Genomic DNA, 24,497 nt, shown 5'->3' on the forward strand with positions numbered 1-24,497 from the left:
CAGACAGCAAGGGGCTCCACCTCCGGGTGGGGCCCCTTCGTCGTTCCGTCCTTGGTAGCGTCATCGCGTGGCCCGCGACATCGAGACGCTGTTCGACATCGAGGCGCCCATCGTGCTCGGGCCGTTCGGCGGCCTGTCGTCCGTGGCGCTCACCGCGGCCGTCAGCGACGCGGGCGGTCTCGGCTCGTTCGGCCTCTACGGATACTCGGGCGACCGCATCCGCGAGACGGCTTCTGCGCTCAGGGCCGCGACGGGCCGCCCGTTCGCACTGAACCTCTGGCTTCCCACCGGTGACGAGGTCGTCCCGGCCGAGGCCGACCTCGCCGCGGCCCGCGCGGCGGTCGCTCCGCTCCTGGCCGCGGCCGGTGTCGCAGACCCGCCTCTGCCGTCCGCGTTCCTCCCTTCCCTCGACGAGCAGCTCGACGCGGTGTGGGATGCCGCGCCCGCCGTCCTCAGCGTCGTGTTCGGCGTGCCGGCGGCCGAGACCGTCGCCGAGGCTCATCGCCGCGGCATCCGTGTCGTGGGGACCGCCACCTCCGTCGCCGAGGCCGTCGCGTTGGCGGACGGGGGAGTGGACGCGATCGTCGCGAGCGGCGCGGAGGCCGCCGGGCATCGGGTGACCTTCCTGCGTCCCGCGGAGGATTCGCTCGTGGGGACGTTCGCCCTGGTCCCGCAAGTGGTCGACGCTGTCGACGTCCCGGTCCTCGCCGCGGGCGGGATCGCCGACCGCCGGGGTGTCGCCGCCGCGTTCGCGCTCGGCGCGGCGGGAGTGCAAGTCGGGAGCGCGTTCCTCCGCACCCGGGCCTCGGCCGCTTCCGACGCGCACCGCGACGCGCTCCGAGCTGCGGCGGACACCGACACGGTCCTGACCCGCGCGATGAGCGGGCGGCTGGCCCGAGGCATCCCGAATCGGGCGGTCCGTGCCATCGAGGACGCGGATGCCATCGCCGCGTTCCCCGCGCAGAACTGGCTCACCGGGGTGGTCCGCGCGGCGGCGCGGGACGACGGGGAACTGATCTCGCTCTGGGCGGGACAGGCGGCAGGGCTGTCGCGCTCGGACAACGCGGATGAAGTCTTCGCGGAGCTCGCGGCAGGCCTGCCGCCGGCATCCCGCTGACACAGACCGTCACCTGCGGGAATCATCCACACGGATGCGTGTTGTATTGAGAGGTCCGCGCGGGCCACAGCCTTCGCGCGCCTCCCTTCCCCCTCACCAAGGAGACCCATGTCCCGTCGTCGTACCGCCGCACTCGGAGCCCTCGCCCTCAGCGCCGTCCTGGCGCTCACCGCCTGCTCCTCGAGCTCGAACGGGACGGACGCCGCCGGCGACGACCTCGGTCTCGCGAAGGGCGGCACGCTCACGGTCGCGACAGAGGGGACCTACCGGCCCTTCACGTACCACGACGAAAGCGGCAAGCTCGTCGGCTACGACGTCGAGATCATCGAGGCCGTCGCGAAGAAGCTCGACCTGAACATCGAGTTCCAGGAGACGCAGTGGGACGGCATCTTCGCCGGTCTCGACGCGGGGCGCGTCGACGTCATCGCGAACCAGGTCTCGATCAACCCCGAGCGCGAGGAGAAGTACCTCTTCAGCGAGCCGTACACGGTCTCGCCGAGCGTCGTCGTGGTCAAGGACAGCGACGACTCGATCTCGAGCTTCGCCGACCTCAAGGGCAAGAAGACCGCGCAGTCGCTCACGAGCAACTTCTACAAGCTCGCCGAGGAGGCCGGCGCCGACGTGACCCCGATCGAGGGCTGGGCGCAGGCCGTCGAGCTGCTGCGTCAGGACCGCGTCGAGGCGACCGTCAACGACAAGCTGACGTTCCTCGACTACGAGAAGACCGACGGACCGACGGGTCTGAAGATCGCGGCCGAGACCGACCCCGCCAAGAGCGCAGTCGTCACGACGAAGAACAAGAAGGCGCTCATCGAGAAGATCGACGGCGCGCTGGCCGACCTGCGCGAAGATGGAACCCTCGCCGAGATCAGCGAGAAGTACTTCGGAGCCGACGTCACCGAGTGACATCAGCCCCAACGGGCTCGGCGCGGCGCGGTGACGCGACCGCCGAGCCCGTTCCCCATTCTGCGAAAGGATGCCGGTGGACGCCGATACATGGCAGTTGATCCTGACCTCGTTCTGGCCGATGTTCAGCGCCGGGGTCACGGTCACGATCCCGCTCGCGCTGATCTCGTTCGCAATCGGACTCGTCCTCGCCGTCGCGGCGGCGCTGATGCGGATCTCCGGCAACCGGGTGCTCTCGGGCATCGCCCGCTTCTACATCTCGGCGATCCGGGGCACGCCGCTCCTCGTGCAGATCTTCGTCATCTTCTACGGCCTGCCCCAGATCGGGGTGCGGATCGACGCGTACCTCGCGGCGGTCATCGCTTTGTCATTGAACGTGGGCGGATACGCCGCCGAGGTCATCCGCGCCGCGATCCTCTCGGTCCCCAAGGGCCAGTGGGAGGCGGGGTTCACGGTCGGGCTCTCGCGGGCGACGGCGTTGCGGCGCATCATCCTCCCTCAGGCGGCGCGCGTCTCTGTGCCGCCCCTGTCGAACACGTTCATCTCGCTTGTGAAGGACACGTCGCTGGTCGCCTCGATCACCGTCGCCGAGATGTTCCGCGTCGCGCAGAACATTGCGGCGTTCAGCCTCGACTTCCTCGTCATCTACATCGAGGCGGCGTTCATCTACTGGCTCTTCTGCCTGGTTCTGTCGTTCGGGCAGGACCGCATCGAACGGAGGCTCGACCGCCGTGTCGCACACTGACGCACCCCTTCTCGCCGTCACCGGGCTCCGGAAGTCGTTCGGTGACAACGTCGTCCTCGACGGCGTCGACTTCGCCGTCTCGCCGGGGCAGGTCGTCTGCCTCATCGGACCCAGTGGGTCCGGCAAGACGACGGTCCTCCGCTGCCTCAACGGCCTCGAGGCGCCCGACGCCGGCGTCGTCGTCTTCTCGGACGGGCAGCGCCACGACTTCGCCGAGCCGGTCAAGGGCAAGGCGGCCAAAGCGCAGCGGGCGGCGCTGCGCGACCGGTCGGCGATGGTGTTCCAGCAGAACAACCTCTTCCCGCACCTCACGGTGCTCGAGAACGTGATCGAGGGGCCGGTGCACGCCCATGGCGTGGCCAAGGATGCCGCGATCGCCGAGGCCGAGCGGCTGCTGCAGCGCGTCGGCCTCGCCGAGAAGCGGGACGCGTACCCCCACGAGCTCTCGGGCGGTCAGCAGCAGCGCGTGGGGATCGTCCGCGCGCTCGCGCTCACTCCCGATCTGCTGCTCTTCGACGAGCCGACGAGCGCGCTCGATCCCGAGCTGGTCGGCGAGGTGCTCCTCGTCCTCAAGGAACTCGCCGACGAGGGGTGGACGATGGTCATCGTGACGCACGAGCTCCAGTTCGCGCGTCAGGTCGCGGACGAGGTCGTCTTCTTCGACGACGGCGTCATCGTCGAGCGCGGGCACCCTCGTGACATCTTCACCGCCCCGAAGAACGAGCGGACCCGCCGTTTCCTCGACCGGATCCTGCGGCCTCTCGAGGACTGACTCTCAGGCGTCCCGGCGGATCTCGAACCCGTCCTCGTCCGTCACCGGCGTCAGCTCGGTCATCGCGACATCGTCGACGACCCCGCCGCGCGGTCCGATCGCAGCCCAGTCCGCCACGGACTCGACCGCGGCGGCACCCCCCTGCACTTCGGCCTCGACGGAGCCGCCCGCGAGATTCCGGACCCAGCCCGTCGCGCCGGCGCCGCGCGCGACGTGCTGCATCGAGTAGCGGAACCCGACACCTTGCACGACGCCGCGGACGACCAAGCGGATGCGGCGCATCACGCGTCCGCCACCGTGAGGACGACTTTGCCGCGCACGTGGCCGCGTTCGACCTCGCGATGCGCGGCAGCGGCGTCGGCGAGGTCGAAGACGCGGTCGACGAACACCTGGATCGACCGTGAGTCCAGCAGGCGCCCGAGCGTCGCCAGCACCGCTCCGTCGGGCACCACCTTGTAGGTCGTCGCGCGTACGCCCGCGGCAGCCGCGGCATCCGCGTATCCGGGCCACGCGCCCGTGGGCACCATGACGTAGAGGCCACCGGGCCGCAGGACTCCGAGAGAGCGCGTGCCGGTGTCGTCGTGGACGTTGCCGACGAGGTCGATCACGACGTCCACCTCTCCGACGACGTCTTCGAAGCGCGTGGTCGAGTAGTCCACGACGACGGATGCCCCCAGCTCCCGGAGCCAGCCGAGGTTGGCCGCCGATCCGGTCGCGGTGACGTGCGCGCCGAAGTAGGCGGCGAGCTGGACGGCGAAGTGTCCGACGCCGCCGGATCCGGCATGGATGAGCACGCGCTGCCCCTCGTGAGCGTGAGCCGTCTCGACGACGAGACCCCACGCGGTAAGCGCGGCAAGAGGCACCCCGGCGGCTTCGACGTGCGACAGTGCCGCGGGCTTGCGTGCGACGGAGAGGCTGGGGACCACGACGTACTCGGCGTACGTGCCGCCCGAGCGGGGGAACGGCACCATGCCGAAGACCTGCTCGCCCGGCTGCAGAGGGTGCGCCTCGTACGGGCTCTTGACAACCACGCCGCTGAAATCGAACCCGAGCGTGGAGGGGTACTCGGGGATCTGCCCCGTCACGCCTCGGCCGGATCGGGTCTTCGCGTCGATGGGGTTCGCCCCGGCGGCCACGACGCGCACCAAGAGTTCGCTCATCGCGGGCTCGGGCACCGGGACCTGAGCCTCGCGCAGGACGTCCGCGTCGCCGGGTGCGTCGTAGACGACGGCACGCATGGCCGGGGGAGGGGCGGTCACCTCGACGACCTCGCTCGTGGTGGGGGCTGCGGATCGCAGCGGCCGGAATCGCATCGGCTGCTCCTTCTCACCAGTGCTCGACGGCGGGCGCTGGAGGTGCTCGGTGGATGACCAGTCAACCGCGAGATTGTCTCGGCGGTGTTACGTCGGCATCACCGGGTCGAGAAGCCGCCTGAGCAGGGGACCGATCGGGCGGCGGCCTACGTGGTGGGGCCGCCGTCGGGCCGCGATCCGGCGACGAGGGCGTGCAGGAGATGCGCGAGATTCTCGATGTCCTCGACGCGCCAGTCGCTGAGGGCTTGGAGCAGGGCGCCCTCCTGCGGCCCGCGAGCAGCCGCGAGCCGGGCTCGGCCGTGATCGGTCGCGGTCAGCAGGCTCGACCGGCCGTCGGTCGGATCGGGCGTGCGTTCGATGAGCTCCAGATCGGTCAGTTCGCGCACGGTGCGGCTCAGCTGGCCCTTGTCGAGGATGAGCATCTCGGCGAGGGCCGACTGCGTGATCGGCTCATGGCGGGCGATCGTCGTGAAGACCTTGTAGGCGCCGGGCAGCATGCCGGGACTGACGCTGTTGGCGTTCTCCATGATCCGCCGGCGGAACAGCGCGATCAGATCGCTGAACTCGCCCTCGAGGGCGCGCACCGCCAGGGTGCGCGCCTCTCGATCCGACTGCGTGGACATCGTTTCCATGTTATCGGCGGGTCGTCGCCTCGGCCTCGGCATCGGCCTCGGCCGCGGCATCGGACTCGACGTTCGGGACGGGCACGGTGCCGGTTGCCGTGATGCTGTCCATGCCGGCGGGGACCGACACGGTCGCGAGGTCCGCTTCCGAGGCGTTGCGGCGCTCGGAGGTGGTCATCGTGCTGAGCGACCGGTTCGGCAGGAAGACCACCGCGAGGATGCTCAGGATGCCGAAGGGCACGGCGATGAGGAATGCGGAGGAGATGCCCTGCGCGTAGATGTCCTCGACGATGACCCGCAGCTGCTGCGGCATCTCCGAGACGCGGGGGAGCGTGCCCGAGCTGAGCTGCTCACCCCACGCGGCGCCGGACGGGCCGAGCGCGGTGAGGGTCTCGATGAGGCGGTCGTGCGCGCCGGTGAACAGGTCTGCGACACGGGAGGCGAGGGCGGCGCCCATGAGGGAGACGCCGATCGTGCCGCCCAGGCTGCGGAAGAACGTGACGCCCGAACTGGCGACACCGATCTCGCTCGGCTTGGCGCTGTTCTGGACGGCCAGGACGAGGTTCTGCATCGTCATACCGACACCCGCGCCGAGCAGGAACATGTAGACCGACACGAGGAAGAAGTCGGTGTCGTAGTGGATGGTCGACAGGAGGGCCGCGCCCGCGGTCAGCAGGATGCTGCCGACGACGAGGTACGGCTTCCAGTGCCCGTAGCGCGTGATGAGCGCACCGACGCCGACGGAGGACAGCAGGAGCCCCGCGATCATCGGGATCGTCATGAGGCCGGCTTCGGTCGGCGTCGCGCCGCGCGCCATCTGCATGTACTGGCCGAGGAAGACCGATGCGCCGAACATCGCGATGCCGGTCGCGATCGAGGCGACGACCGACAGGGTGAAGGTGCGGTCGCGGAACAGCGTCAGCGGGACCAGCGGCTCGGAGGTGCGGAGCTCGACGATGACGAACAGGATCGCGGATAGGACTGCGCCGCCGACCATGAGGACCGTCTCCGTGCTCCACCAGTCGTAGTCGCGACCGGCGCTGGTGACCCAGATGAGCAGGAGCGAGACGGCCGTCGACAGCAGGACGATGCCGATGTAGTCGATCTTCGCCCGGCGGGTGGAGGGAGCGGATGCGGGGATGGTGCGCTGCACCATGATGAGCGCCGCGACGGCGATCGGAAGCGAGACGAAGAAGTTCCAGCGCCAGCCGAAGCCGTCGGTGATCACGCCGCCGAGAAGGGGTCCACCGACGGTGGCGACGGCCATGACGGCGCCGAAGAGGCCCATGTAACGACCGCGCTCGCGGGGGCTGATGATGTCGGCCATCAGCACCTGGCTGAGGGCGGCGAGGCCGCCGGCGCCGATGCCCTGCGCGGCGCGGAAGGCGATGAGCGTGCCGGGGTCCTGTGCGAAGCCGGCGGCGGCGGTCGCGAGGACGAAGATCACGAGGGCGATCTGGTAGAGCGTCTTGCGGCCCATGAGGTCGGCGAGCTTGCCCCAGATCGGTGTCGAGATGGCGGTGGTGAGCAGGGTGGCGGTGACGACCCAGGTATAGGCGCTCTGGTCGCCGTTCAGGTCGTGGATGATCACGGGCAGCGAGGTCGACACGACGGTCGAGGCGATCATCGAGACGAACATGCCGAGAAGGAGGCCCGACAGCGGGGCGAGCACCCGACGCCGGGTCGGTGTGGTGGTGGTCATGTACAGCTCCAGATGGTTGACACAGGTCAAAGTTTGAGAGAAGTCAACTTTATGTCGTTGCTTGATCTCTGTCAACTATCGAGGGTGAGTGGGCGCGCCGACGGGACCGGGGACCCGGTCAGGCGCGGGGCTGATCAGTCCGCGAGGGCGAGGGCGCGGAAGATGTCGCGCTCTCGGAGCTGCTCGCGACGGCTGACCGGCGCGGCCTGCTCGCGGCGCGGGGGAGTGTTGCCCGTCGTGCGGTGGTAGAGCTCGTCGATGAGAGCGGTCGCGAGACGCACGAGCGACCCGATCTCGGCCTCGTCGCGGTCGATCCACGCGCAACGCGGCTCGTCCCGCAGCGGGACGAAGTCCTGGTGCTCCTCCCACACGACCAGCGTGCGCTCGGCGCCGAGGACGTGCTGCTGCCACCACACCTGGCGGAGGTATGTGCGGGGGATGGATTTCCAGGTCTTGTTGGTCGTCTTGATCTCGGCCAGGACGACGCGGCCCGCGGCATCCGTCATGATCCCGTCGGGAGTCGCGAGGTGGCGCTTCTCGACCTCGGCGTGGAACAGGGCCGACGAGGGGAGGATGCCGTGGGTCGCCGCGACCCATGCGGCGATCTCCGGCTCGCGGCGGCGACCGTGGTCCGTGTACGCGTTGCCGCTGAAGCCGGAGCCGTTGAGCTTGGCCTCGGCGGCGCGGGCGATCGCGCGCTCGCTGGTCAGGGCGGCGACGTCGGTGGCGGTGATCCCGCGGGAGCGAGCCCGCATCCAGGCGACCCGATCGCGGGAATCCGCGACGATCCGGGCAGCGAGTTCGGGAGTCACCCGTCGATCCTAAGTCGCCCCTCCCGCACGACGGACCCGACCCGCCGCGCGGGCGTCGCGCCGTCAGACGGTCGCGACACCGGCGGCGAGCACGTCCCGCGAGAGCGCATGTTCGACGGCGAGGATGCTGGCGCCCAGCACGCCGGCCTCGGCGCCCGTCGCCGACTGCACGATGGACAGATGCGCCGTGGCCAGCGGGGCGGAGCGGGCGTAGACCACCTCGCGGACACCGGCGATCAGGTGCTCGCCGACACGGGCCATCGATCCGCCGATGGCGATGACCGACGGATTCACGAGGCTGACGCACGTCGTGAGCACCTCGCCGATGTCGCGCCCGGCCTGGCGCACGGCCTGGATGGCGTCGACGTTGCCGTGCTTGACGAGGTCGACCACGTCGCCCACGGTGTGGGCCTCGACCCCGATCGCGCGGAGACTTCGAGCAATCGCGGGACCCGAGGCGAGCGCCTCGAGGCAGCCGCGATTGCCGCACGTGCACGGCACATCCCCGCCGCGCGCGATGTGAACGTGTCCGATGTCGCCGGCGACGCCCTGCGCGCCGCGCTGCAGGTGTCCGTCAGAGATGAGACCCGCTCCGATGCCGGTCGCGATCTTGACGAAGAGGAGGTTGTCGACCGACGGCCAGGCCGTCGCGCGCTCGCCGAGGGCCATCGTGTTCACGTCGTTGTCGACCAGGACCGGTACAGCGATGTGCGCCTGCAGCCAGCCGGGGATGTCGAACCCGTCCCACCCCGGCATGATCGGCGGGGTCGACGGCTTGCCGCTGGAGTGCTCGACGGGTCCCGGGACGCCGATGCCGATCGCGGCGACGGCGGTGCCGTCTCGATCGACCTGGGCGAGCAGCCTGCGCGCCGCGTCGAGGAGCCAGGAGAGGACGGCATCCGGTCCGTCGGCGATGTCGATCCGCTCCGAGAACTCCGCGAGGATCGTCCCGGCCAGGTCGGCGATCGCCACCGTCGCGTGCGAGGCGCCGAGGTCGGCAGCGACGACGACCTTCGCGCCGGGATTGAGCGCGAACTGGGACGGTGGACGTCCGCCGGTCGACACCTTGTCGGCGACTGCGGTGACCAGCCCCATCCGCATCAATTCGTCGACCCGCGCAGCGATCGTCGAGCGCGCGAGCCCCGTCGACTTGGCGAGCTCGGCGCGGGTGCGTGGCACTCCGTCGCGCAGCAGCTGGAAGAGCTCGCTGACGCCGCTGGCGAGGGAGGGGGAGTCTGTCATCGGGTCACTTCTTCCAGGTCCTGCTGCCGGCGGGCTCCGGCTGTCGTCAATTGTCTCCCCGGTGATCCTGGGCGCCGTGCATGTGACGCCCAGGGTCGACGGCTCAGGACGAGCGCCCGGCGGGGCGTGCGAAGCGCTGCTGCAGGAGCACCGCGACGACGATGATGACGCCCTTGGCGACGGCCTGGACCGACGACGTGAGGTTGTTCTGGATGAAGACGTTGGTCAGGGTCTGGAAGATCAGGACACCCAGCACGGTGCCCGTGATCGTGCCGCGGCCGCCGATCAGAAGGGTTCCGCCGACGACGACTGCGGCGATGGCGTCCAGTTCGTAGAGCTGACCGTTGACCGACGTGCCCGCCGTCGTGCGGCCGAGGATCATCACACCGGCGATGCCGGCGCAGAGGCCGGAGAGCGCGTAGAGGTACAGGACGTGGCGCTTGACGTTGATGCCGGCCAGGCGCGCCGCCTCGCGATTGCCGCCGATCGCGACCGTGCGCCGCCCGAACGTCGTCCGGTTCAACAGGACCCAGCCGAGGACGGCGACCACGAGGAAGATCCAGATCAGCATGTCGACGCCGAGGATGTCCAGGTTCATGAAGGTGATGAACTCCCGCTGCCCGCCGACTTGCAGCGTGCGGCGGTCGGCGAGAATCTCGGCGAGGCCGCGAGCACCGACCAGCATGGCGAGGGTCGCCATGAAGGCGACCACGTTGCCGTAGGCGATGACGATGCCGTTGAGCAGTCCCGCGAACATGCCGACCGCCAGGGCGACGACGACCATCACGATCCAGTGCGTCTGATCGGCGAGGTCCTGCACCGCGGCGAGTGCCCCCACCACCGAGGCGAGGCCGAGGACCGAGCCGACCGACAGGTCGATCCCGCCCGCGATGATGACGAGCGTCATTCCGATGCTGATCACCCCGACGATCGACGCCTGACGGAGGATCACCATGACGTTCGACAGGCCGAGGAAGGTGTCCGGCGCCGTCGCCGCCCCCACGATCACGAGGACGAGCAGGGCCAGGACCAGTCCGAGGTTCCGCCCGACGGAGCCGGAGAGGATGCGGCGCCACATCGGGGCGTCCGATGTGGTGACGGCGGACGTCGTCGTGGGCTCTGTCGGGGTGAGGGGAGTGTCCGCCCCCGCGGTGGTCTGCTCGCTCACGCGGCGGTTCCTTTCATGACGAGGTCGAGCACACCGTGCTCGTCGATCTGGGTGGACGGGATGGTGGAGAGGATGCGGCCCTCCGCGACGACCAGCACGGTGTCGGACAGACCGATCACCTCCTCGATCTCGCTCGAGACGATCACGACGGCGTTGCCCTCGGCGGCGACCCGTCGAATGAGCGCATAGATCTCCGCGCGGGCACCGACGTCGACCCCGCGTGTGGGTTCGTCGAGCAAGAGGACCCGGGTCCCGTGCACGAGCCATCGGGCGAGCAGGATCTTCTGCTGGTTGCCGCCGGACAGCGTCCGCGCCGGGCGATCGGGGTCTGCGGGTCGCAGCTCCAAGGCGTCGATCTGCTGCCGGGCAGCGGTCCGCTCCGCGCGGAAGTCCAAGAACCCTGCGCGGGCGAATCGTGGGATGGAGGGGAGGCTCACGTTCATCGCGATCGGCTCGTCGAGGACGAGCCCCTGGCTCTTGCGTTCCTCGGGTGAGAGCCCGACGCCCGCGGCGACCGCGTCCACGACCGAGCCCCGCCGCAGTCGGCGGCCGGCCACCGACACTGTGCCGGTTGTCGCGCGACGAGCGCCGTAGACGGTTTCGAGGATCTCGGAGCGTCCCGACCCGACGAGCCCCGCGAGGCCCACCACCTCACCGGCGCGCACCTGGAAGGACACGTCCTCGAATACGCCGCGCAACGAGAGGTCGGCCACATCGAGGACGACGGGGGCGTCGGTGGGGAGGGGGGCGTGCGCAGGAAACACGTTCGCGACCTCGCGTCCGGTCATCAAGCGAATGAGCTCGGGCGTCGGGGTGTCGGCCACGGGTAGGCCCGTCGCGGTGGTCCTGCCGTCCTTGAGGACGGTGATGCGGTCGCCGATCTGGCGGATCTCCTCGAGTCGGTGGGTGATGTAGACGACGGCGATCCCGGCGGCGGTCAGTTCCCGGACGACGCCGAACAGGTTCTGTACCTCGTGCGTGTCGAGGACGGCCGACGGCTCGTCCATGATGATGAGCTTCACGTCGTGGGAGAGTGCGCGGGCCATCGCGACGATCTGTTTGTTGGCGGCGCTCAGCTGGCTCACTTCGACGTGGGGGGAGAGACCCCCGTGTCCCAGCCTGCGGAGGAGCTCGCGGGTCCTCGCGGCGGCTTCACCGCGTCGGGTGAACCCGGCGCGCGACAGCTCGTGACCGAGGAAGATGTTCTCCGCGATGGTCAGGCCGTCGACGACGTCGAGCTCCTGATACATCGTCGCGATGCCCAGGGCGAGCCCGGCATCCGGGTCCGGGATCTCGACGACCTCGCCTGCCCACCGGATCTCGCCTTCGTCCGGCCGATGGACGCCCGCGAGGGTCTTGATGAGCGTCGACTTGCCCGCCCCATTCTGGCCGAGGATGCAGTGGACCTCGCCGGCGCGGACCTCGAGGTCGACGCCGCGGAGCGCACGAACGCCGGAGAAGGCTTTCGTCACCCCCCGGACGGCGAGTAATGACGATGCATGGTCGACTTTGATCACGCGGTGAACATAACATGCCGACTTCGAGCGGCGCGAGACTCAGATTCGCGCGTCAGCAGGACCGGACCTTCAGTCTCTCGGACGTGTACGCCGCTCTTGAGGCGGGAATGCGCTCGTGCGGCTTCTGTCGAGGGAGAAACAAAAGTTGACGAAGCTGACATTCGTTCTGTTATGTTCATCCCGTCAGCGCTGACCCTCCTCGAAGGTGGACTCGAAACCGAGAGGCGCGCTGGCCGCTTCACACCAGAGCTGCATCACATTCAAGGAGGAAGACATGCGCTCACGCATGACCGCCCGGACGCGCCTCGTTCTGACCGGCGTCGCCGCCGCCGCCGCGATCGGCCTGCTGGCGGGTTGTACGGGGACCGGCGCCGATGAGGACAGCGTCGTCGACCAGGGGACTTCGGCCGAGGAGAACGCCGAGACCGGAGACACGGTCACGATCGGATTCTCGGGCCCCGCCGCCGACCACGGATGGCTCGGCGCCATCAACTCCGGCGCAGCCGACGCCGCCGCCAGCTTCGACGACGTCGAGCTGAAGACCGCGGAGGGTACCAACGACCCCATCGCGCAGATCGCCGCCGTCGAAACGTTCGTCAACGACGGCGTCGACGCGATCGTCCTGCTGCCGACCGACGGCGCCGCGCTCACCGAGGCTGCCATCGCCGCGATGGAGGCGGGCATCCCCGTCATCAACGTCGACCGCGAGTTCTCGAGCCCGTTCGCCGCTCGCGCGACGATCTTGGGAGACAACTACGGCATGGGGGTCTCGGCGGGCACCTACATCTGCGGGCAGCTCGAAGGGCAGTCGGACGCCGTCGTCGCCGAGATCGCCGGGATCGACTCGCTCCCGCTCACTCAGGATCGCTCCCAGGGCTTCAAGGACGCGCTCGAGGACTGCGGGCTCGAGGTCTCCGCCCGTGTCGCCGCGGACTTCACGGTCGCCGGCGGCGAGTCGGCGGCATCCCAGCTGCTGTCGGCCAACCCGAAGATCGACGCGATCTGGAACCACGACGACGACCAGGGCATCGGCGTCATGGCCGCCATCGACTCGGCCGGCCGCGACGAGTTCTTCATGATGGGCGGAGCCGGCAGCAAGGCCGCGATGGAAGCCATCGAGGCTGACGACACCGTCCTGAAGGCGACCGTGATCTACCCGTCGACCCAGGCGGCCGACGGCGTCGCCCTCGCACGCCTGATCGCCCAGAACAAGACGCTCGGGGACATCATCACCCCCGGCATCCCGAACCGGATCGTCCTCGACGCGCCGGTCGTCACGAAGGACAACGTCGACCAGTACATCGACCTCTCGTTCGAGTGATCATCGACGGGGGCGCCCGGTGCGTGGGCGCCCCCACCATCTCCGAGAGGACACCGACATGACGGACACGCTGCGGATCGCGATGATCGGCCACGGCTTCATGGGCGCCGCCCACTCGCAGGGCTGGAGGGTCGCGCCGAGGTTCTTCGACCTCCCTCTCGACCCCGTCATGCACGTCGTGACCGGGCGCGACGCGGCCTCGACCGCCGCTGCGGCGGCGAAGTGGGGGTGGTCCGAGTCGTCCACCGACTGGCGCACGACGATCGCCCGCGATGACGTGGACGTCGTCGACATCGTCACCCCCGGCGACACCCACGCCGAGATCGCGATCGCCGCGCTCGACGCCGGCAAGCACGTCCTCTGCGAGAAGCCGCTGGCCAACTCTGTGGCCGAGGCCGAGGCGATGACGGATGCCGCGGCCCGCGCCGAAGCGCGCGGCATCCGCGCCATGGTGGGCTTCACCTACCGCCGGGTGCCCGCTGCGACGTTCGCCCGCGACCTGGTCGCCGCCGGTCGGATCGGCGAGGTCCGTCAGGTGCGGGCGGAGTACCTGCAGGACTGGCTCATGGATCCGGAGGCACCGATGACCTGGCGCCTCGACCGCGCGAAGGCCGGCTCGGGGTCGCTCGGCGACATCGGTGCGCACGCGGTGGATCTCGCCGAGTACATCACGGGGCAGACTGTCGACAGCGTCTCGGGCATCGTCGAGACCCTCGTCGAGGAGCGTCCGCTCCTCGGGGAGGGCATCGGACTCTCGGGCACCAGGAGCACCGAGCGCGGGCGCGTCTCCGTCGACGACGTCGCGCTGTTCACGGGGCGGCTGAGCTCCGGCGCCCTCGCCTCCTTCGAGGCGACGCGCTACCGCACGGGTCGCAAGAACGCGCTGCGCGTGGAGGTGTCGGGGACCCGCGGAGCCCTGTCCTTCGACCTCGAGCGGCTCAACGAACTGGACTTCTACGACGCGACCGCGGCCGAGACCGAACTCGGATTCCGCCGCATCCTCGTCACGGAGCACGACCACCCCTACCTGTCGCCGTGGTGGCCCACCGGCCACATGCTCGGCTACGAGCACGGGTTCTCGCACCAGGTGGTCGACTTCACGACGGCCATCGCCGAGGGGACCGCGCCGCGGCCGTCCTTCGCCGACGGTCTGCACGTGCAGCGCGTCCTCGACGCGGTGGAGCGCAGTTCCGCCGACCAGAGCCGCTGGGTGCGGACGAACGATTGACCGCGGGACCCCCCGCATCCGAGAAAGGATCCGCAATGGCGCGACCGATCACCCTGTTCACCGGCCAGTGGGCCGACCTGCCCTTCGAGGAGGTCGCGCGCCTCGCGGGGGAGTGGGGCTACGACGGACTCGAGATCGCGTGCTGGGGCGACCACCTCGACGTGTCCCGGTGGAACGACGCCGCGTACGTCCGCAGCCGGCGCGAGATCCTGGAGCGCAACGGGCTGCAGGTGCACGCGATCGCGAACCACCTGGGTGGGCAGGCGGTGTGCGACGACCCGATCGATCAGCGACACCGCGACATCCTCTCGGACCGAGTGTGGGGCGACGGCGACGCCGAGGGTGTGCGCCGGCGAGCGGCCGAGGGCATGAAGGACACGGCGCGGATGGCGGCGAAGCTCGGCGTGAAGATCGTCACCGGCTTCACGGGGTCCTCGATCTGGAAGTACCTCGCGATGTTCCCACCGGCATCCCAGGACATGGTCGACGCCGGGTACGAGGACTTCGCCGCCCGCTGGAATCCCATCCTCGACGTGTTCGACGAGGTCGGCGTGCGATTCGCGCACGAGGTCCACCCGTCCGAGATCGCGTACGACTACTGGACCACCCACCGCGCCCTCGAGGCCATCGGTCACCGCGAGGCCTTCGGTCTGAATTGGGATCCGAGCCACATGGTTTGGCAGGACCTCGATCCGGTGTCGTTCCTCTGGGACTTCCGCGACCGCGTCATCCACGTCCACTGCAAGGACACGAAGAAGCGCCTCGGCAACGGTCGTAACGGGCGGCTCTCATCGCACCTCGCCTGGGCCGACCCGCGCCGCGGCTGGGACTTCATCTCCACCGGTCACGGCGACGTGCCGTGGGAGGACGCATTCCGCATGCTCAACGCCATCGGCTACACCGGGCCGCTCTCCGTCGAATGGGAGGACGCCGGCATGGACCGCCTCGTCGGGGCCCCCGAAGCGCTCGCTTTCGTCCGCCGCCTCTCGACGTACGAGCCGTCCGCCGCAGCCTTCGACGCCGCGTTCTCCTCGCACTGACAGGGCGCCCACGACCGCGAGGGCGTGCCGTCGCGCCGACCGCCTCGGCTGCCGCGCGGCATCCGACCGCGCTCTCGGCACGGACGCGCGCCTTCGAGCCTCCTCCCCACCGCCGGAACGGTGACGGTTGTGCGCCGACGCACGGAGGAGGAGGCTGAGCTGAGGTGGGGAGCGTCACGCTCCAGGGATGCGTGACGTCAGCACGACCGCGGCCGCCACGATCCTTCGTCGCCGGCAGGACCTTGCGCTCGACGGGTGGACGAGACAGGACATCGACGCCGCTCTCCGTGACGGCCACTCGTCCGCCTGCGCCGAGGCTGGTACGGCCCCGCGCGTCTTTTTTTCGCTCTCGCGCTACCCTCGGCGCTGAGACGCCCGCGAGGGCGGATGCCGGGATTTGGCGCGCGCGCGGACGCGGCGTACACTTGAAGACAAGCCAAAGACCGTCGGTCATCGCTGTGCGTCCGCGCACACGATCGAAGCTCTGCATCGCAGGGGCCCACGCAGGTGTACGACAGACTTCCGGGAAACCGGGCCCAAAGCTCCGTGCGCTTGCGCCGGAGCTTTTCTCATGCAGCCCGACCGTCGAGGTCGATGCCCCGCCACTGCGGGGCGTCTCGTACACATCAAGGAGTGACCATGGCGCAGAAGGATGCATCGGTCGCCGAGCTCACGAAGAACTTCGAGGACTCGAACGCCGTCTTGCTGACCGAGTACCGCGGTCTGACGGTTGCCCAGCTCAAGCAGCTGCGCAACAACATCCGTCAGGACGCGCAGTACGCCGTGGTGAAGAACACGCTGACCAAGATCGCCGCGAACAACGCGGGGATCACGGCGCTGGACGAGGACCTCAAGGGTCCCTCGGCCGTTGCTTTCGTGCACGGTGACTTCGTCGCCACTGCCAAGGCTCTGCGTGACTTCGCCAAGGCCAACCCGCTTCTGGTGATCAAGGGCGGCATCTTCGAGGGCAACGCCCTCACTGCCGACGAGGTCAACAAGTACGCCTCGCTCGAGAGCCGCGAGGTTCTGCTGGCGAAGGCTGCGGGCATGATGAAGGCGACGATGGGCAAGGCTGCCGCCACCATCGACGCGCTTCGCGAAAAGCTGGAGACCGCTGACGCCGCGTAAGCGACGAGCGAGCTCTTTACACAAACCCCCATCTATCTAGGAGATACATCATGGCGAAGCTTTCCACCGAGGAGCTGCTCGAGCAGTTCGCCGGCCTCACCCTCGTCGAGCTCAGCGAGTTCGTGAAGGCGTTCGAGGAGAAGTTCGACGTCACCGCTGCTGCCCCCGTCGCCGTTGCCGGTGCCGGCGGTGGCGCTGCTGCTGAAGAGGTTGAGGAGAAGGACTCCTTCGACGTCATCCTCGAGGCTGCCGGCGACAAGAAGATCCAGGTCATCAAGGTCGTCCGCGAGCTCACCTCGCTCGGCCTCGGCGAGGCCAAGGCCGTCGTCGACGGTGCTCCCAAGGCCGTGCTCGAGGGCGCGAACAAGGAAGCTGCCGACAAGGCCAAGGAGGCCCTCGAGGCCGCCGGCGCGACGGTTTCCGTCAAGTAAGGCGATTCCCTTCACCGGAAGGCTCCGGATGCCGCGGCATCCGGAGCCTTCCGGCGTTAACGGCGTCGGGTCGAGCTCTGCTCAGGCGCGCGAGAAGTCGCGGACGGCCGCGGGCGTCGACCCCGACGGCGCCGCGGTCGAGTTGCGCACCACGAGACGCGGACGGATGGCCACGGTGACCGGCTCGAGGGCGGGATCGTCGAGGTGGCGCATGAGCAGGTCGACCGCGGTCTCACCCTGTTCTCGAGGGATCTGCCGCAGTGTGGTGAGGGCGAACATCTCGGCGTTGACGTGATCGTCGATGCCGACGACGCTGAGATCCGAGGGGACGAGGATGCCGAGACGTCGGGCGGCGATGATGGCGCCGATCGCCACCTCGTCGCAGGCTCCCACGACCGCCGTCGGCCGCTGGGACGAGTCGCTCAGGAGGTCGACCGCCGCTTCGTACCCGGCGGGCATCGACAATTCCGCAGGCGTCCTCGTGACGTACTCGCCGAGACCGGACTCGCGCATCACCCGTTCGTAGCCCTCGTACCGCGCCGACTCGACGTGCGGCCAGTGGGAGGCGGATGTGCCCCCGAGGAAGGCGATCCGGCGGTGTCCGAGATCGACGAGGTGCGATGTGGCCAGCGCCGCCGCGTGGCCGTCGTCGAGGGTGACGAGGCTCGTGCTCTCCTCGGTGCCGATCACGCTGACGACCGGGCGGCCGAGCGACAGCAGAGCCTGGAGCTCGCTCACCGCCGGTTCGAGCCCGACCGCGATCAGACCGTCGAACCTCTTGCGAGCGAGGAAGTCGGTGAAGACGCGCTCGCGGCCGGCGCTGCCCGGCGTCGCGTCGTACAGGGTGAGATCGAAGCCCCGGTCGAGAAGGGCCGACTGGATGCCCTCGAGCACTTCGGCGAAGAACCATCGGTTGACGTGGGGGAGGATGACCCCGACGTTGCGGGTGCGGCCGGTGGCGAGGCTGACGGCGCTCGTCGAGGGAACGTAGCCCAGCCGCATCGCCACGTCTATGACCCGCTGCCGTGTCGCGGCAGAGACCTGGGCGCTGCCGGTCAGTGCGCGGCTCGCCGTCGCCTTCGAGACGCCCGCTTCGCGCGCCACGTCGGCGATGGTGCTCATCGGTCCTCCTCGACCAGGTTCTCGACGCCACTGCGGAACGAGGACTCAGCGTAGCCGGTGGGATGCCGAAAAAGGAACCGGTTCCATAGTTTTGCAGTGGTACCGCTCCCATGCGAATCGTAGCGCACGGGACGACAGTTGCAGAACCTTGATATTTCGCTGTTGTGCGGAGGGCACCCGCCCCAGTAGGTTGTCCTGGAATCGGTTCCCCAAGGATGCGGCCAAGGCTCCTCTGGGTGGACGATGATCCCGAAAGAGGAGAAGTACATGGCATTGTCACAGCGATACCGTCTTCTTGCCCCCGTCGCCGTTCTCGGCGCGGCCGCCTTGATGCTGGCAGGGTGCGCGGAAGGTGGCAGCGGAGACGGCGGCGGAGACGCCAAGAAGACCGTCCGGATCTCCGGCGGCATCACGGGCGGCGAGGCAGACGCCCTGAACAAGTCGTTCGATCAGTTCACGAAGGACACCGGCATCACCGTCGAGTACGTCGGCGACAAGTCGTTCGAGGGCAACATCGTCACGAAGGTGACCGGTGGCGACGCCCCCGACATCGCGGTCGTCCCGCAGCCGGGTCTGCTGAAGACCCTCGTCGACACCGGCAAGGTGCTGAAGGCCCCCGAGGCGGTCGAGACGGCCGTCGACGCGAACTGGTCGCCCGACTGGAAGAAGTACGGCACCTTCGACGACACCTTCTACGCGGCACCGATGCTCGCGAACCTGAAGGGGTACGTCTGGTACTCGCCGAAGCAGTTCGCGGAGTGGGGCGTCGAGGTCCCGAAGACGTGGGACGACATGATCGCCCTCACCGACAAGATCGTCGAGACCACGGGCAAGCCCGCGTGGTGCGCCGGTTTCGCGTCCGAGGCGGCGTCCGGCTGGCCGGGCACCGACTGGGTCGAGGACCTCGTCCTGCGCCAGTCCGGCGCCGACGTCTACGACCAGTGGGTCGCCGGCGACGTGAAGTTCACCGACCCCGAGATCAAGAAGGCTTTCGACGCGGTCGGCGAGATCCTCCTCAACCCGGACTACGTCAACGCCGGCTACGGCGACGTGAAGAGCATCAACGCGACGGCGTTCGGCGACGTGGCGGCGGCCGTGGCGAGCGGCGACTGCGCCCTCACCCACCAGGCCTCGTTCCTGTCGGCGAACTTCCTCGACGTGAAGACCGCGGACGGCAACACCCCCGAGGTTGCTCCCGAGGGTGACGTCTACGCGTTCATCATGCCCGGCTACACCGAGGGTGAGCTCCAGATCGAGGGCGGCGGCGAGTTCGTCGCGGGCTTCTCGGACGACGAGTCGACGCAGAAGGTGCTGGAGTTCATGGCATCGCCCGAGTTCGCTGACGCTCGCGTCGAGCTCGGCGGCGTCATCTCGGCCAACAAGAAGGCCGACCCCAACCTCGCCTCGAGCGAGTTCCTGAAGGAAGCGATGACGACGCTGCAGGACGACTCCACGGTCCTCCGCTTCGACGCCTCCGACCTGATGCCCGCCACCGTGGGTCAGGGCTCCTTCTGGAAGGGCATGGTCGACTGGATCGACGGCAAGGACACCGACTCGGTGCTCTCCGACATCCAGGCCGGTTACGAGAACTGATCGTCGCCTGACGATCGGCTGAGCCGAGCGGGGTCGGGCTGCACAAGCCCGGCCCCGCTTCTCCCGTCCGCACCGCACGGGTACGCCGCCGTACCCAGAAGGGAACCCGCATGTCGCAGACGACCGTCGACAGGCCTGTCGACACCGAACCTGCCGTCATCACGCACGCTCAAGACCCGAAGGGGCGCTCGATCACGAAGATCGTCGTCGCCGCGGGCTTCGTCCTCATCGCGCTCGTCGCGTTCCTGCTCGCCTTCACCGCATCCAGCGAAGAGTCGTCGCGCATCACCATCGGCTTCTCGCTCAACAGCTTCTTCCTGTGGCTGGGCGCGCTGAACCCCCTCATCCAGATCCCCGTCATCCTCGTGGTGTTCGGGATCGTGGTGGGCATCATCCTCGTCCTCATCGAGTTCGCCCCCCGGCCCGGTCGCGGGTACTTCATCATGCGGCTCGTCGCCTGCCTGGTGATCCCGGTGCTCGCCTTCCTGCTGCTGCGTCCGTACGCCAACGCCGTCGTCTACGTCGTGGCCATCGCGCTGCTCGTCGGAGCGCTCCTGTTCTTCGCGGACTTCCGTTCCCGTCAGGGCGCCGGCTACCTGTTCCAGCTCGTCCTCTTCATGGCCCCCGCGAGCATCATGCTCATCCTCGGGCTCGTCTACCCGGCGATCGCCACGATCTTCAAGTCGTTCTTCAACAAGACCGGTGACGAGTTCGTCGGCCTGGAGAACTACATCTGGGTCTTCACGAACCCCACCGGCACGGCGTCGATCGTGAACACCCTGCTGTGGGCTCTCCTGGCGCCCACCATCTCGGTCGCCATCGGTCTGGCCTACGCCGTCTTCATCGATCGCGCACGCGGCGAGAAGCTCCTCAAGGTCCTGGTCTTCATGCCCGTCGCCATCTCGTTCGTCGGCGCGGGCATCATCTGGAAGTTCATGTACGACGCCCGCCAGGGCGACCAGATCGGTCTCCTCAACGCGATCGTGACCGCCTTCGGCGGCGATCCCGTGCAGTGGCTCGCCATCAAGCCGATCATCAACACGCTCATGCTGCTCGTGGTCTTCATCTGGACCCAGACCGGCTTCGCGATGGTCATCCTGTCGGCGGCGATCAAGGCGGTCCCGGTCGAGCAGATGGAAGCGGCGGAGCTCGACGGCACCAACGCGTGGCAGCGATTCCGCAACGTCACGGTGCCCGGCATCCGTTCGTCGCTGATCGTCGTGCTCACCACGGTGACCATCGCGTCGCTGAAGGTCTACGACATCGTCGCCGTCATGACCGGCGGTCGCGACGACACGACCGTCCTCGGATTCGAGATGGTCAACCAGCAGCAGCGGTTCCAGAGCTTCGGACACTCGTCCGCGCTGGCCGTCGTGCTGTTCCTGTTCGTCCTGCCGCTGATCATCTACAACGCCCGATCGATGGCCAAGCAGAAGGAAATCCGCTGATGACCGTCGCAGCCCCGACCACACCGGTCGACAACCGCACCGCGCGCCAGGTCGCGCGCGACACCCGCAAGAACGAAGCGATCGCCCACAAGAAGCTCACGTCGAAGGGCGCCACGATCGCGGCCGCCATCATCGCGATCTTCTGGACGATCCCGACGTTCGGTCTGTTCGTGACCTCGTTCCGCCCCGGCAGCGACACGCAGACCAGCGGATGGTGGACGGCGTTCACCGACCCGGAGTTCACCCTCGACAACTACCTGCAGGCGCTGAACTCGGGTGGGACGTCGACGACTCTCGCCTCCGCGTTCGTGAACTCGCTCGCGATCACGATCCCCGCGACCGTCTTCCCGATCGTCATGGCGGCCCTCGCGGCGTACGCGTTCGCGTGGATCGACTTCAAGGGACGCAGCGCGCTGTTCGTGTTCGTCTTCGCCCTGCAGATCGTGCCTTTGCAGATGGCGCTCGTGCCGCTGCTCAGCCTGTTCTCGGACGGCCTGAGCATCAACGACGTGCCCATCTTCCCGGGCTTCGGGCTGAACGAGGTCGACTACAGCTTCGCTCGCGTGTGGATCGCCCACGCGATCTTCGCGCTGCCGCTGGCGACGTTCATGCTGCACAACTTCATCGCCGAGATCCCGGGCGAGATCATCGAGGCCGCCCGCGTCGACGGCGCCGGCCACGGTCAGGTGTTCTTCCGGATCATCCTGCCGCTGGCCGCTCCCGCGATCGCCTCGTTCGGCATCTTCCAGTTCCTCTGGGTCTGGAACGACCTGCTCGTCGCGACGATCTTCGCGTCGCCCGGTGCGCTGCCGATCACGCAGGCCCTCAACTCCCTGTCGGGGACCTGGGGCAACAAGTGGTTCCTGCAGTCGGCGGGAACGTTCATCTCGATCCTCATCCCGCTCGTCGTGTTCTTCGCGCTGCAGCGGTTCTTCGTCCGCGGCCTGCTGGCCGGCGCGACGAAGGGCTGATCACCCGAACGGACGAAGAGGGGGATGCCGGTGGCCACCGGCATCCCCCTCTTCTGGTTCGTGCGTGTCAGCTGCAGCCGAGGCGCTGCTGCATCGAGGTCATCGCCTCGATCTCGAAGGTCTGACCCTTCTTCATGTTCTCGGCCACGACCTGAACGCGCTCGTCGGAGCCGAGCTCGAGAACGGCGTCGGCCATGGGGATCGCGCCCTCATGGTGGCGGATCATGAGCGTGAGGAACATGCAGTCCGCGTCGGTGCCGGTCGCGGCGCGCAGGTCGCTCAGCTCCTCGTCGGAGGCCATGCCCATCGCATCGCGGATCTCTTCGTCGGTCTGCGGCGTGCCGGACGCGCCGCCGTGCGAGTGGCCCGATGTTCCGGATGCCGCCATCCACGCCATCGGCTCATCGCCGTACGCCGGCAGGCCCCACTTCACGAGCCAGTCGAGCATTTCGCCGCGCTGGGACGACTGGCCCGTCGCGATGTCGTAGGACAGAGCGCGCAGCTCCGCGTCGTCGGTCTCGGCGTAGATCGTCATCGCCATGTCGACCGCCTGAGCGTGGTGGACCTGCATGTCGCGGGCGAACCCGGCGTCGGCGGAGCCCTCAGCGGGCGTGGAGCCGGCGATCCCGAACGTCGAGAAGCGTCCGATGGCGAACGCGACCGCGGCGACGGCCAGGCCGACGAGCAGCACCACCCACCACGGCGGGAGGGTGCGCTCGGTGCCCGGCTCGTCGCCGACGGTCTCGGTCATCACTGCTTGCCGGGGGCGTCCAGCGCGCCGGTGCAGGCCGCACCCGGCTCGGGGCCGTTCGTGTTGCGCCAGTACGCCTTGATGAACTCGCCGATGCGCTCGTCGTCGGGGGAGTCGACCTTCAGCTGCGCGTTCCAGGCGCTGATGGCGATGGGGGTGTCCATGTCCTCGTAGGGGGAGAGGACGGTGTAGTCGCGGGGGAGTTCCGCCTTGAGCGCGTCGATGCCGGCCGCGTCGACCTGCGCGGGGTCGTAGGTGATCCAGATGGCGCCGTGTTCCAGCGCGTGGACGGCGTTCTCGTTCGGGACGGGCTGCGTGTACACGCCGCAGTTGAGCCAGATGGCGTTGTGGTCGCCTCCGGCCGGCGGCGTCTGCTCGTAGTCGACGACACCCTCGACGTGGTTCGCGGTGTGTTCGAAGGTCTGCACGCCGCTGATGCCGGCACCGTCGCCGTCGCCGCGGGCGATCGAGACGGGGCGCGGGGTGAGGAAGTAGGAGGCTGCGACGAGCCCGATGACGACGATGGCCGCGGTCGTGCCGACGATCCACCACGTGGCCTTGGTGCGGCGGCGCTTGGCGAGCTGACGCTGATACTCGGCGAGCTTCTGCTGTTTCTGCTGCTCACGCTGCTGTTTGACGGTCAGGTTGAGCTGTGCCTGCGTCGCGGGGTTACCGCTCGTCCGCTTTCCGGCAGGATCGTTCGGGGTCATGGGGTGGCCTCGTCGGTCGGGGTGGGGAGGCGCGGGCGCGCCGGTTCGAGTTTATTCGCCTGCATCTGCTGGATCCCTGGTCGGGCTTCCTTCATAGCGTCTCGTGACGTGGGGGGACCGTGACGCCCGCGCGCAAGGGGCAGTTTCGCCGATGCGCCGTCGGACAGGATGAGCCCATGACGACAGTGCCCACACACGAACACGAGATCGGCATCGGCCTGCGCCTGGCGGTCATCGGCGCGATCCTCCTCGTGGTCGCCGTCGCGACGGGTATCGCCGTCGAATCCACCGACTCCGAGCTCATTGATCTCGATGCGTGGTGGAACACCTATGTGACGACGTTCCTGCCGGGCATCCGTCCCGTGTCCTTCCTCATGAACGTCCTGGGCGCGGGGGTCGTCGGCACCTACGTCATCCCGCTCGTCGGCGCCGCGCTGCTCGCGCTCGCCCGTCGGCCGTGGGGTGCAGTGTTCTTCCTCGCGGCATCCATCGTCGGTGCTCTCCTCGTCCAGCTGCTCAAGGGCCTGTTCGGGCGGGTGCGACCGGAGGAGATGCTCGTCATCTCGGACCACGGGTCCTTCCCCTCGGGTCACACCGCCAACGCCGCCGTCATCGCGACCGTCGCGGTCATCCTCTTCCCGCGGGTGTGGGTGGCCGTGGTGGGGATCGCCTGGACCCTGCTCATGGCTTTCAGCCGCACGCAGGTGCACGCGCACTGGCTCACCGACACCCTGGGCGCGATGGTTCTCGGGGTCGCCACGACCCTGCTCGTCGCGGCGGCACTCACGATCCCCGTCGTCCGGGAACGCGAGCGGCGCCTCTCGCTAGGCTGACGGC

General features: G+C 68.8%; 24 protein-coding genes. 13 read left to right on the top strand and 11 right to left on the bottom strand.

The features are described 5' to 3' along the window. Positions 1–67: 67 nt before the first annotated feature. From BLP38_RS01280 to BLP38_RS01295, 4 genes are all read left to right on the top strand, one after another. On the top strand, positions 68–1,117 hold the full coding sequence (locus tag BLP38_RS01280) for an NAD(P)H-dependent flavin oxidoreductase (protein WP_091351876.1): 1,050 nt from the start codon (positions 68–70) through the stop codon (positions 1,115–1,117). 108 nt (positions 1,118–1,225) lie between these two features. Further along, complete coding sequence (locus BLP38_RS01285) at positions 1,226–2,023, top strand: amino acid ABC transporter substrate-binding protein (RefSeq protein ID WP_091351878.1); 798 nt, start codon at positions 1,226–1,228, stop codon at positions 2,021–2,023. A gap of 70 nt (positions 2,024–2,093) precedes the next feature. Then, positions 2,094–2,768: an amino acid ABC transporter permease gene (locus BLP38_RS01290; RefSeq protein ID WP_172824637.1), complete on the top strand. Its 675-nt coding sequence runs from the start codon at positions 2,094–2,096 to the stop codon at positions 2,766–2,768. Beyond that, positions 2,755–3,540: an amino acid ABC transporter ATP-binding protein gene (locus tag BLP38_RS01295; RefSeq protein ID WP_091351882.1), complete on the top strand. Its 786-nt coding sequence runs from the start codon at positions 2,755–2,757 to the stop codon at positions 3,538–3,540. The genes BLP38_RS01290 and BLP38_RS01295 overlap by 14 nt, the downstream gene beginning before the upstream one ends. Positions 3,541–3,543: 3 nt before the next feature. Here BLP38_RS01295 and BLP38_RS01300 read toward each other — a convergent pair whose 3' ends face one another. From BLP38_RS01300 to BLP38_RS01335, 8 genes are all read right to left on the bottom strand, one after another. Next, entirely contained in the window at positions 3,544–3,822 is a 279-nt protein-coding gene (locus BLP38_RS01300) for an acylphosphatase (protein ID WP_091351883.1), read from the bottom strand. Continuing rightward, positions 3,822–4,853 carry an NADP-dependent oxidoreductase gene (locus BLP38_RS01305; protein WP_091351885.1) on the bottom strand — a complete coding sequence of 344 codons (1,032 nt, stop codon included), beginning with the start codon at positions 4,851–4,853 and terminating at the stop codon, positions 3,822–3,824. The genes BLP38_RS01300 and BLP38_RS01305 overlap by 1 nt, the downstream gene beginning before the upstream one ends. Positions 4,854–4,999: 146 nt before the next feature. Next, positions 5,000–5,476: a MarR family winged helix-turn-helix transcriptional regulator gene (locus BLP38_RS01310; protein ID WP_307468096.1), complete on the bottom strand. Its 477-nt coding sequence runs from the start codon at positions 5,474–5,476 to the stop codon at positions 5,000–5,002. 10 nt (positions 5,477–5,486) lie between these two features. Further along, positions 5,487–7,178 carry an MDR family MFS transporter gene (locus BLP38_RS01315; RefSeq protein WP_091351889.1) on the bottom strand — a complete coding sequence of 564 codons (1,692 nt, stop codon included), beginning with the start codon at positions 7,176–7,178 and terminating at the stop codon, positions 5,487–5,489. Positions 7,179–7,312: 134 nt separating this feature from the next. Continuing rightward, positions 7,313–7,990: a YqaJ viral recombinase family protein gene (locus BLP38_RS01320; protein WP_091351891.1), complete on the bottom strand. Its 678-nt coding sequence runs from the start codon at positions 7,988–7,990 to the stop codon at positions 7,313–7,315. A gap of 63 nt (positions 7,991–8,053) precedes the next feature. Then, positions 8,054–9,232, bottom strand: a complete 1,179-nt coding sequence (locus BLP38_RS01325; RefSeq protein ID WP_091351893.1) for an ROK family transcriptional regulator — start codon at positions 9,230–9,232, stop codon at positions 8,054–8,056. Between the two features lie 103 nt (positions 9,233–9,335). Then, positions 9,336–10,400, bottom strand: coding sequence for an ABC transporter permease (locus tag BLP38_RS01330; RefSeq protein ID WP_091351895.1), 1,065 nt, complete (start codon positions 10,398–10,400; stop codon positions 9,336–9,338). Next, the gene (locus BLP38_RS01335; RefSeq protein WP_091351896.1) at positions 10,397–11,872 is read right to left on the bottom strand and encodes a sugar ABC transporter ATP-binding protein; all 1,476 of its coding nucleotides are present in this window, start codon (positions 11,870–11,872) and stop codon (positions 10,397–10,399) included. The genes BLP38_RS01330 and BLP38_RS01335 overlap by 4 nt, the downstream gene beginning before the upstream one ends. Before the next feature lie 319 nt (positions 11,873–12,191). On the opposite strand from BLP38_RS01335, the gene BLP38_RS01340 reads away from it, so the two are divergent. The 5 genes from BLP38_RS01340 to rplL all read left to right on the top strand — a co-directional run bounded on the left by BLP38_RS01340 (position 12,192) and on the right by rplL (position 17,065). Next, positions 12,192–13,238, top strand: coding sequence for a substrate-binding domain-containing protein (locus BLP38_RS01340; RefSeq protein WP_091351898.1), 1,047 nt, complete (start codon positions 12,192–12,194; stop codon positions 13,236–13,238). 82 nt (positions 13,239–13,320) lie between these two features. Continuing rightward, complete coding sequence (locus tag BLP38_RS01345) at positions 13,321–14,466, top strand: Gfo/Idh/MocA family protein (protein ID WP_091359400.1); 1,146 nt, start codon at positions 13,321–13,323, stop codon at positions 14,464–14,466. Positions 14,467–14,501: 35 nt separating this feature from the next. After that, a complete protein-coding gene (locus tag BLP38_RS01350) occupies positions 14,502–15,506 on the top strand; it encodes a sugar phosphate isomerase/epimerase family protein (RefSeq protein WP_091351900.1) in 1,005 nt (334 codons plus the stop codon). Positions 15,507–16,145: 639 nt separating this feature from the next. Beyond that, complete coding sequence (gene rplJ / locus BLP38_RS01360) at positions 16,146–16,634, top strand: 50S ribosomal protein L10 (RefSeq protein ID WP_091351904.1); 489 nt, start codon at positions 16,146–16,148, stop codon at positions 16,632–16,634. A 50-nt stretch (positions 16,635–16,684) separates the two neighbouring features. Continuing rightward, positions 16,685–17,065, top strand: coding sequence for a 50S ribosomal protein L7/L12 (rplL, locus tag BLP38_RS01365; RefSeq protein WP_018186979.1), 381 nt, complete (start codon positions 16,685–16,687; stop codon positions 17,063–17,065). Between the two features lie 81 nt (positions 17,066–17,146). Here the strand turns inward: rplL and BLP38_RS01370 are convergent, their stop codons facing one another. Beyond that, complete coding sequence (locus BLP38_RS01370; protein ID WP_091351906.1) at positions 17,147–18,187, bottom strand: LacI family DNA-binding transcriptional regulator; 1,041 nt, start codon at positions 18,185–18,187, stop codon at positions 17,147–17,149. 267 nt (positions 18,188–18,454) lie between these two features. Between BLP38_RS01370 and BLP38_RS01375 the strand changes: the two genes are divergently transcribed. The 3 genes from BLP38_RS01375 (at position 18,455) to BLP38_RS01385 (ending at position 22,199) form a co-directional block, all read left to right on the top strand. After that, positions 18,455–19,780 (top strand): ABC transporter substrate-binding protein, encoded by a 1,326-nt coding sequence (locus BLP38_RS01375; RefSeq protein WP_172824639.1) that lies wholly within the window; start codon positions 18,455–18,457, stop codon positions 19,778–19,780. Between the two features lie 110 nt (positions 19,781–19,890). After that, positions 19,891–21,228 (top strand): carbohydrate ABC transporter permease, encoded by a 1,338-nt coding sequence (locus BLP38_RS01380; protein ID WP_091351910.1) that lies wholly within the window; start codon positions 19,891–19,893, stop codon positions 21,226–21,228. After that, positions 21,228–22,199 carry a carbohydrate ABC transporter permease gene (locus BLP38_RS01385; protein WP_091351912.1) on the top strand — a complete coding sequence of 324 codons (972 nt, stop codon included), beginning with the start codon at positions 21,228–21,230 and terminating at the stop codon, positions 22,197–22,199. The genes BLP38_RS01380 and BLP38_RS01385 overlap by 1 nt, the downstream gene beginning before the upstream one ends. A gap of 67 nt (positions 22,200–22,266) precedes the next feature. On the opposite strand, the gene BLP38_RS01390 is transcribed toward BLP38_RS01385, so the two are convergent. Further along, a complete protein-coding gene (locus BLP38_RS01390; protein ID WP_091351913.1) occupies positions 22,267–22,953 on the bottom strand; it encodes a DUF305 domain-containing protein in 687 nt (228 codons plus the stop codon). Then, positions 22,950–23,660 carry a DUF3105 domain-containing protein gene (locus tag BLP38_RS01395; RefSeq protein ID WP_091351915.1) on the bottom strand — a complete coding sequence of 237 codons (711 nt, stop codon included), beginning with the start codon at positions 23,658–23,660 and terminating at the stop codon, positions 22,950–22,952. Before BLP38_RS01395 ends, BLP38_RS01390 begins: the two co-directional genes overlap by 4 nt. Before the next feature lie 176 nt (positions 23,661–23,836). Between BLP38_RS01395 and BLP38_RS01400 the strand changes: the two genes are divergently transcribed. Next, positions 23,837–24,493 (top strand): phosphatase PAP2 family protein, encoded by a 657-nt coding sequence (locus BLP38_RS01400; RefSeq protein ID WP_091351917.1) that lies wholly within the window; start codon positions 23,837–23,839, stop codon positions 24,491–24,493. Positions 24,494–24,497: the final 4 nt, after the last annotated feature.

The organism is Microbacterium sp. LKL04 (assembly GCF_900102005.1).
GTDB lineage: Bacteria > Actinomycetota > Actinomycetes > Actinomycetales > Microbacteriaceae > Microbacterium.

Bases quoted from the DNA above. Each gene is read 5' to 3' on its own strand.
- BLP38_RS01285 (WP_091351878.1), top strand. From the start codon at position 1,226: ATGTCCCGTCGTCGTACCGCCGCACTCGGAGCCCTCGCCCTCAGCGCC.
- BLP38_RS01290 (WP_172824637.1), top strand. From the start codon at position 2,094: ATGCCGGTGGACGCCGATACATGGCAGTTGATCCTGACCTCGTTCTGG.
- BLP38_RS01300 (WP_091351883.1), bottom strand. From the start codon at position 3,822: ATGCGCCGCATCCGCTTGGTCGTCCGCGGCGTCGTGCAAGGTGTCGGG.
- BLP38_RS01305 (WP_091351885.1), bottom strand. From the start codon at position 4,853: ATGCGATTCCGGCCGCTGCGATCCGCAGCCCCCACCACGAGCGAGGTC.
- BLP38_RS01310 (WP_307468096.1), bottom strand. From the start codon at position 5,476: ATGTCCACGCAGTCGGATCGAGAGGCGCGCACCCTGGCGGTGCGCGCC.
- BLP38_RS01315 (WP_091351889.1), bottom strand. From the start codon at position 7,178: ATGACCACCACCACACCGACCCGGCGTCGGGTGCTCGCCCCGCTGTCG.
- BLP38_RS01325 (WP_091351893.1), bottom strand. From the start codon at position 9,232: ATGACAGACTCCCCCTCCCTCGCCAGCGGCGTCAGCGAGCTCTTCCAG.
- BLP38_RS01340 (WP_091351898.1), top strand. From the start codon at position 12,192: ATGCGCTCACGCATGACCGCCCGGACGCGCCTCGTTCTGACCGGCGTC.
- BLP38_RS01345 (WP_091359400.1), top strand. From the start codon at position 13,321: ATGATCGGCCACGGCTTCATGGGCGCCGCCCACTCGCAGGGCTGGAGG.
- BLP38_RS01350 (WP_091351900.1), top strand. From the start codon at position 14,502: ATGGCGCGACCGATCACCCTGTTCACCGGCCAGTGGGCCGACCTGCCC.
- rplJ (WP_091351904.1), top strand. From the start codon at position 16,146: ATGGCGCAGAAGGATGCATCGGTCGCCGAGCTCACGAAGAACTTCGAG.
- rplL (WP_018186979.1), top strand. From the start codon at position 16,685: ATGGCGAAGCTTTCCACCGAGGAGCTGCTCGAGCAGTTCGCCGGCCTC.
- BLP38_RS01370 (WP_091351906.1), bottom strand. From the start codon at position 18,187: ATGAGCACCATCGCCGACGTGGCGCGCGAAGCGGGCGTCTCGAAGGCG.
- BLP38_RS01375 (WP_172824639.1), top strand. From the start codon at position 18,455: ATGGCATTGTCACAGCGATACCGTCTTCTTGCCCCCGTCGCCGTTCTC.
- BLP38_RS01380 (WP_091351910.1), top strand. From the start codon at position 19,891: ATGTCGCAGACGACCGTCGACAGGCCTGTCGACACCGAACCTGCCGTC.
- BLP38_RS01385 (WP_091351912.1), top strand. From the start codon at position 21,228: ATGACCGTCGCAGCCCCGACCACACCGGTCGACAACCGCACCGCGCGC.
- BLP38_RS01395 (WP_091351915.1), bottom strand. From the start codon at position 23,660: ATGACCCCGAACGATCCTGCCGGAAAGCGGACGAGCGGTAACCCCGCG.
- BLP38_RS01400 (WP_091351917.1), top strand. From the start codon at position 23,837: ATGACGACAGTGCCCACACACGAACACGAGATCGGCATCGGCCTGCGC.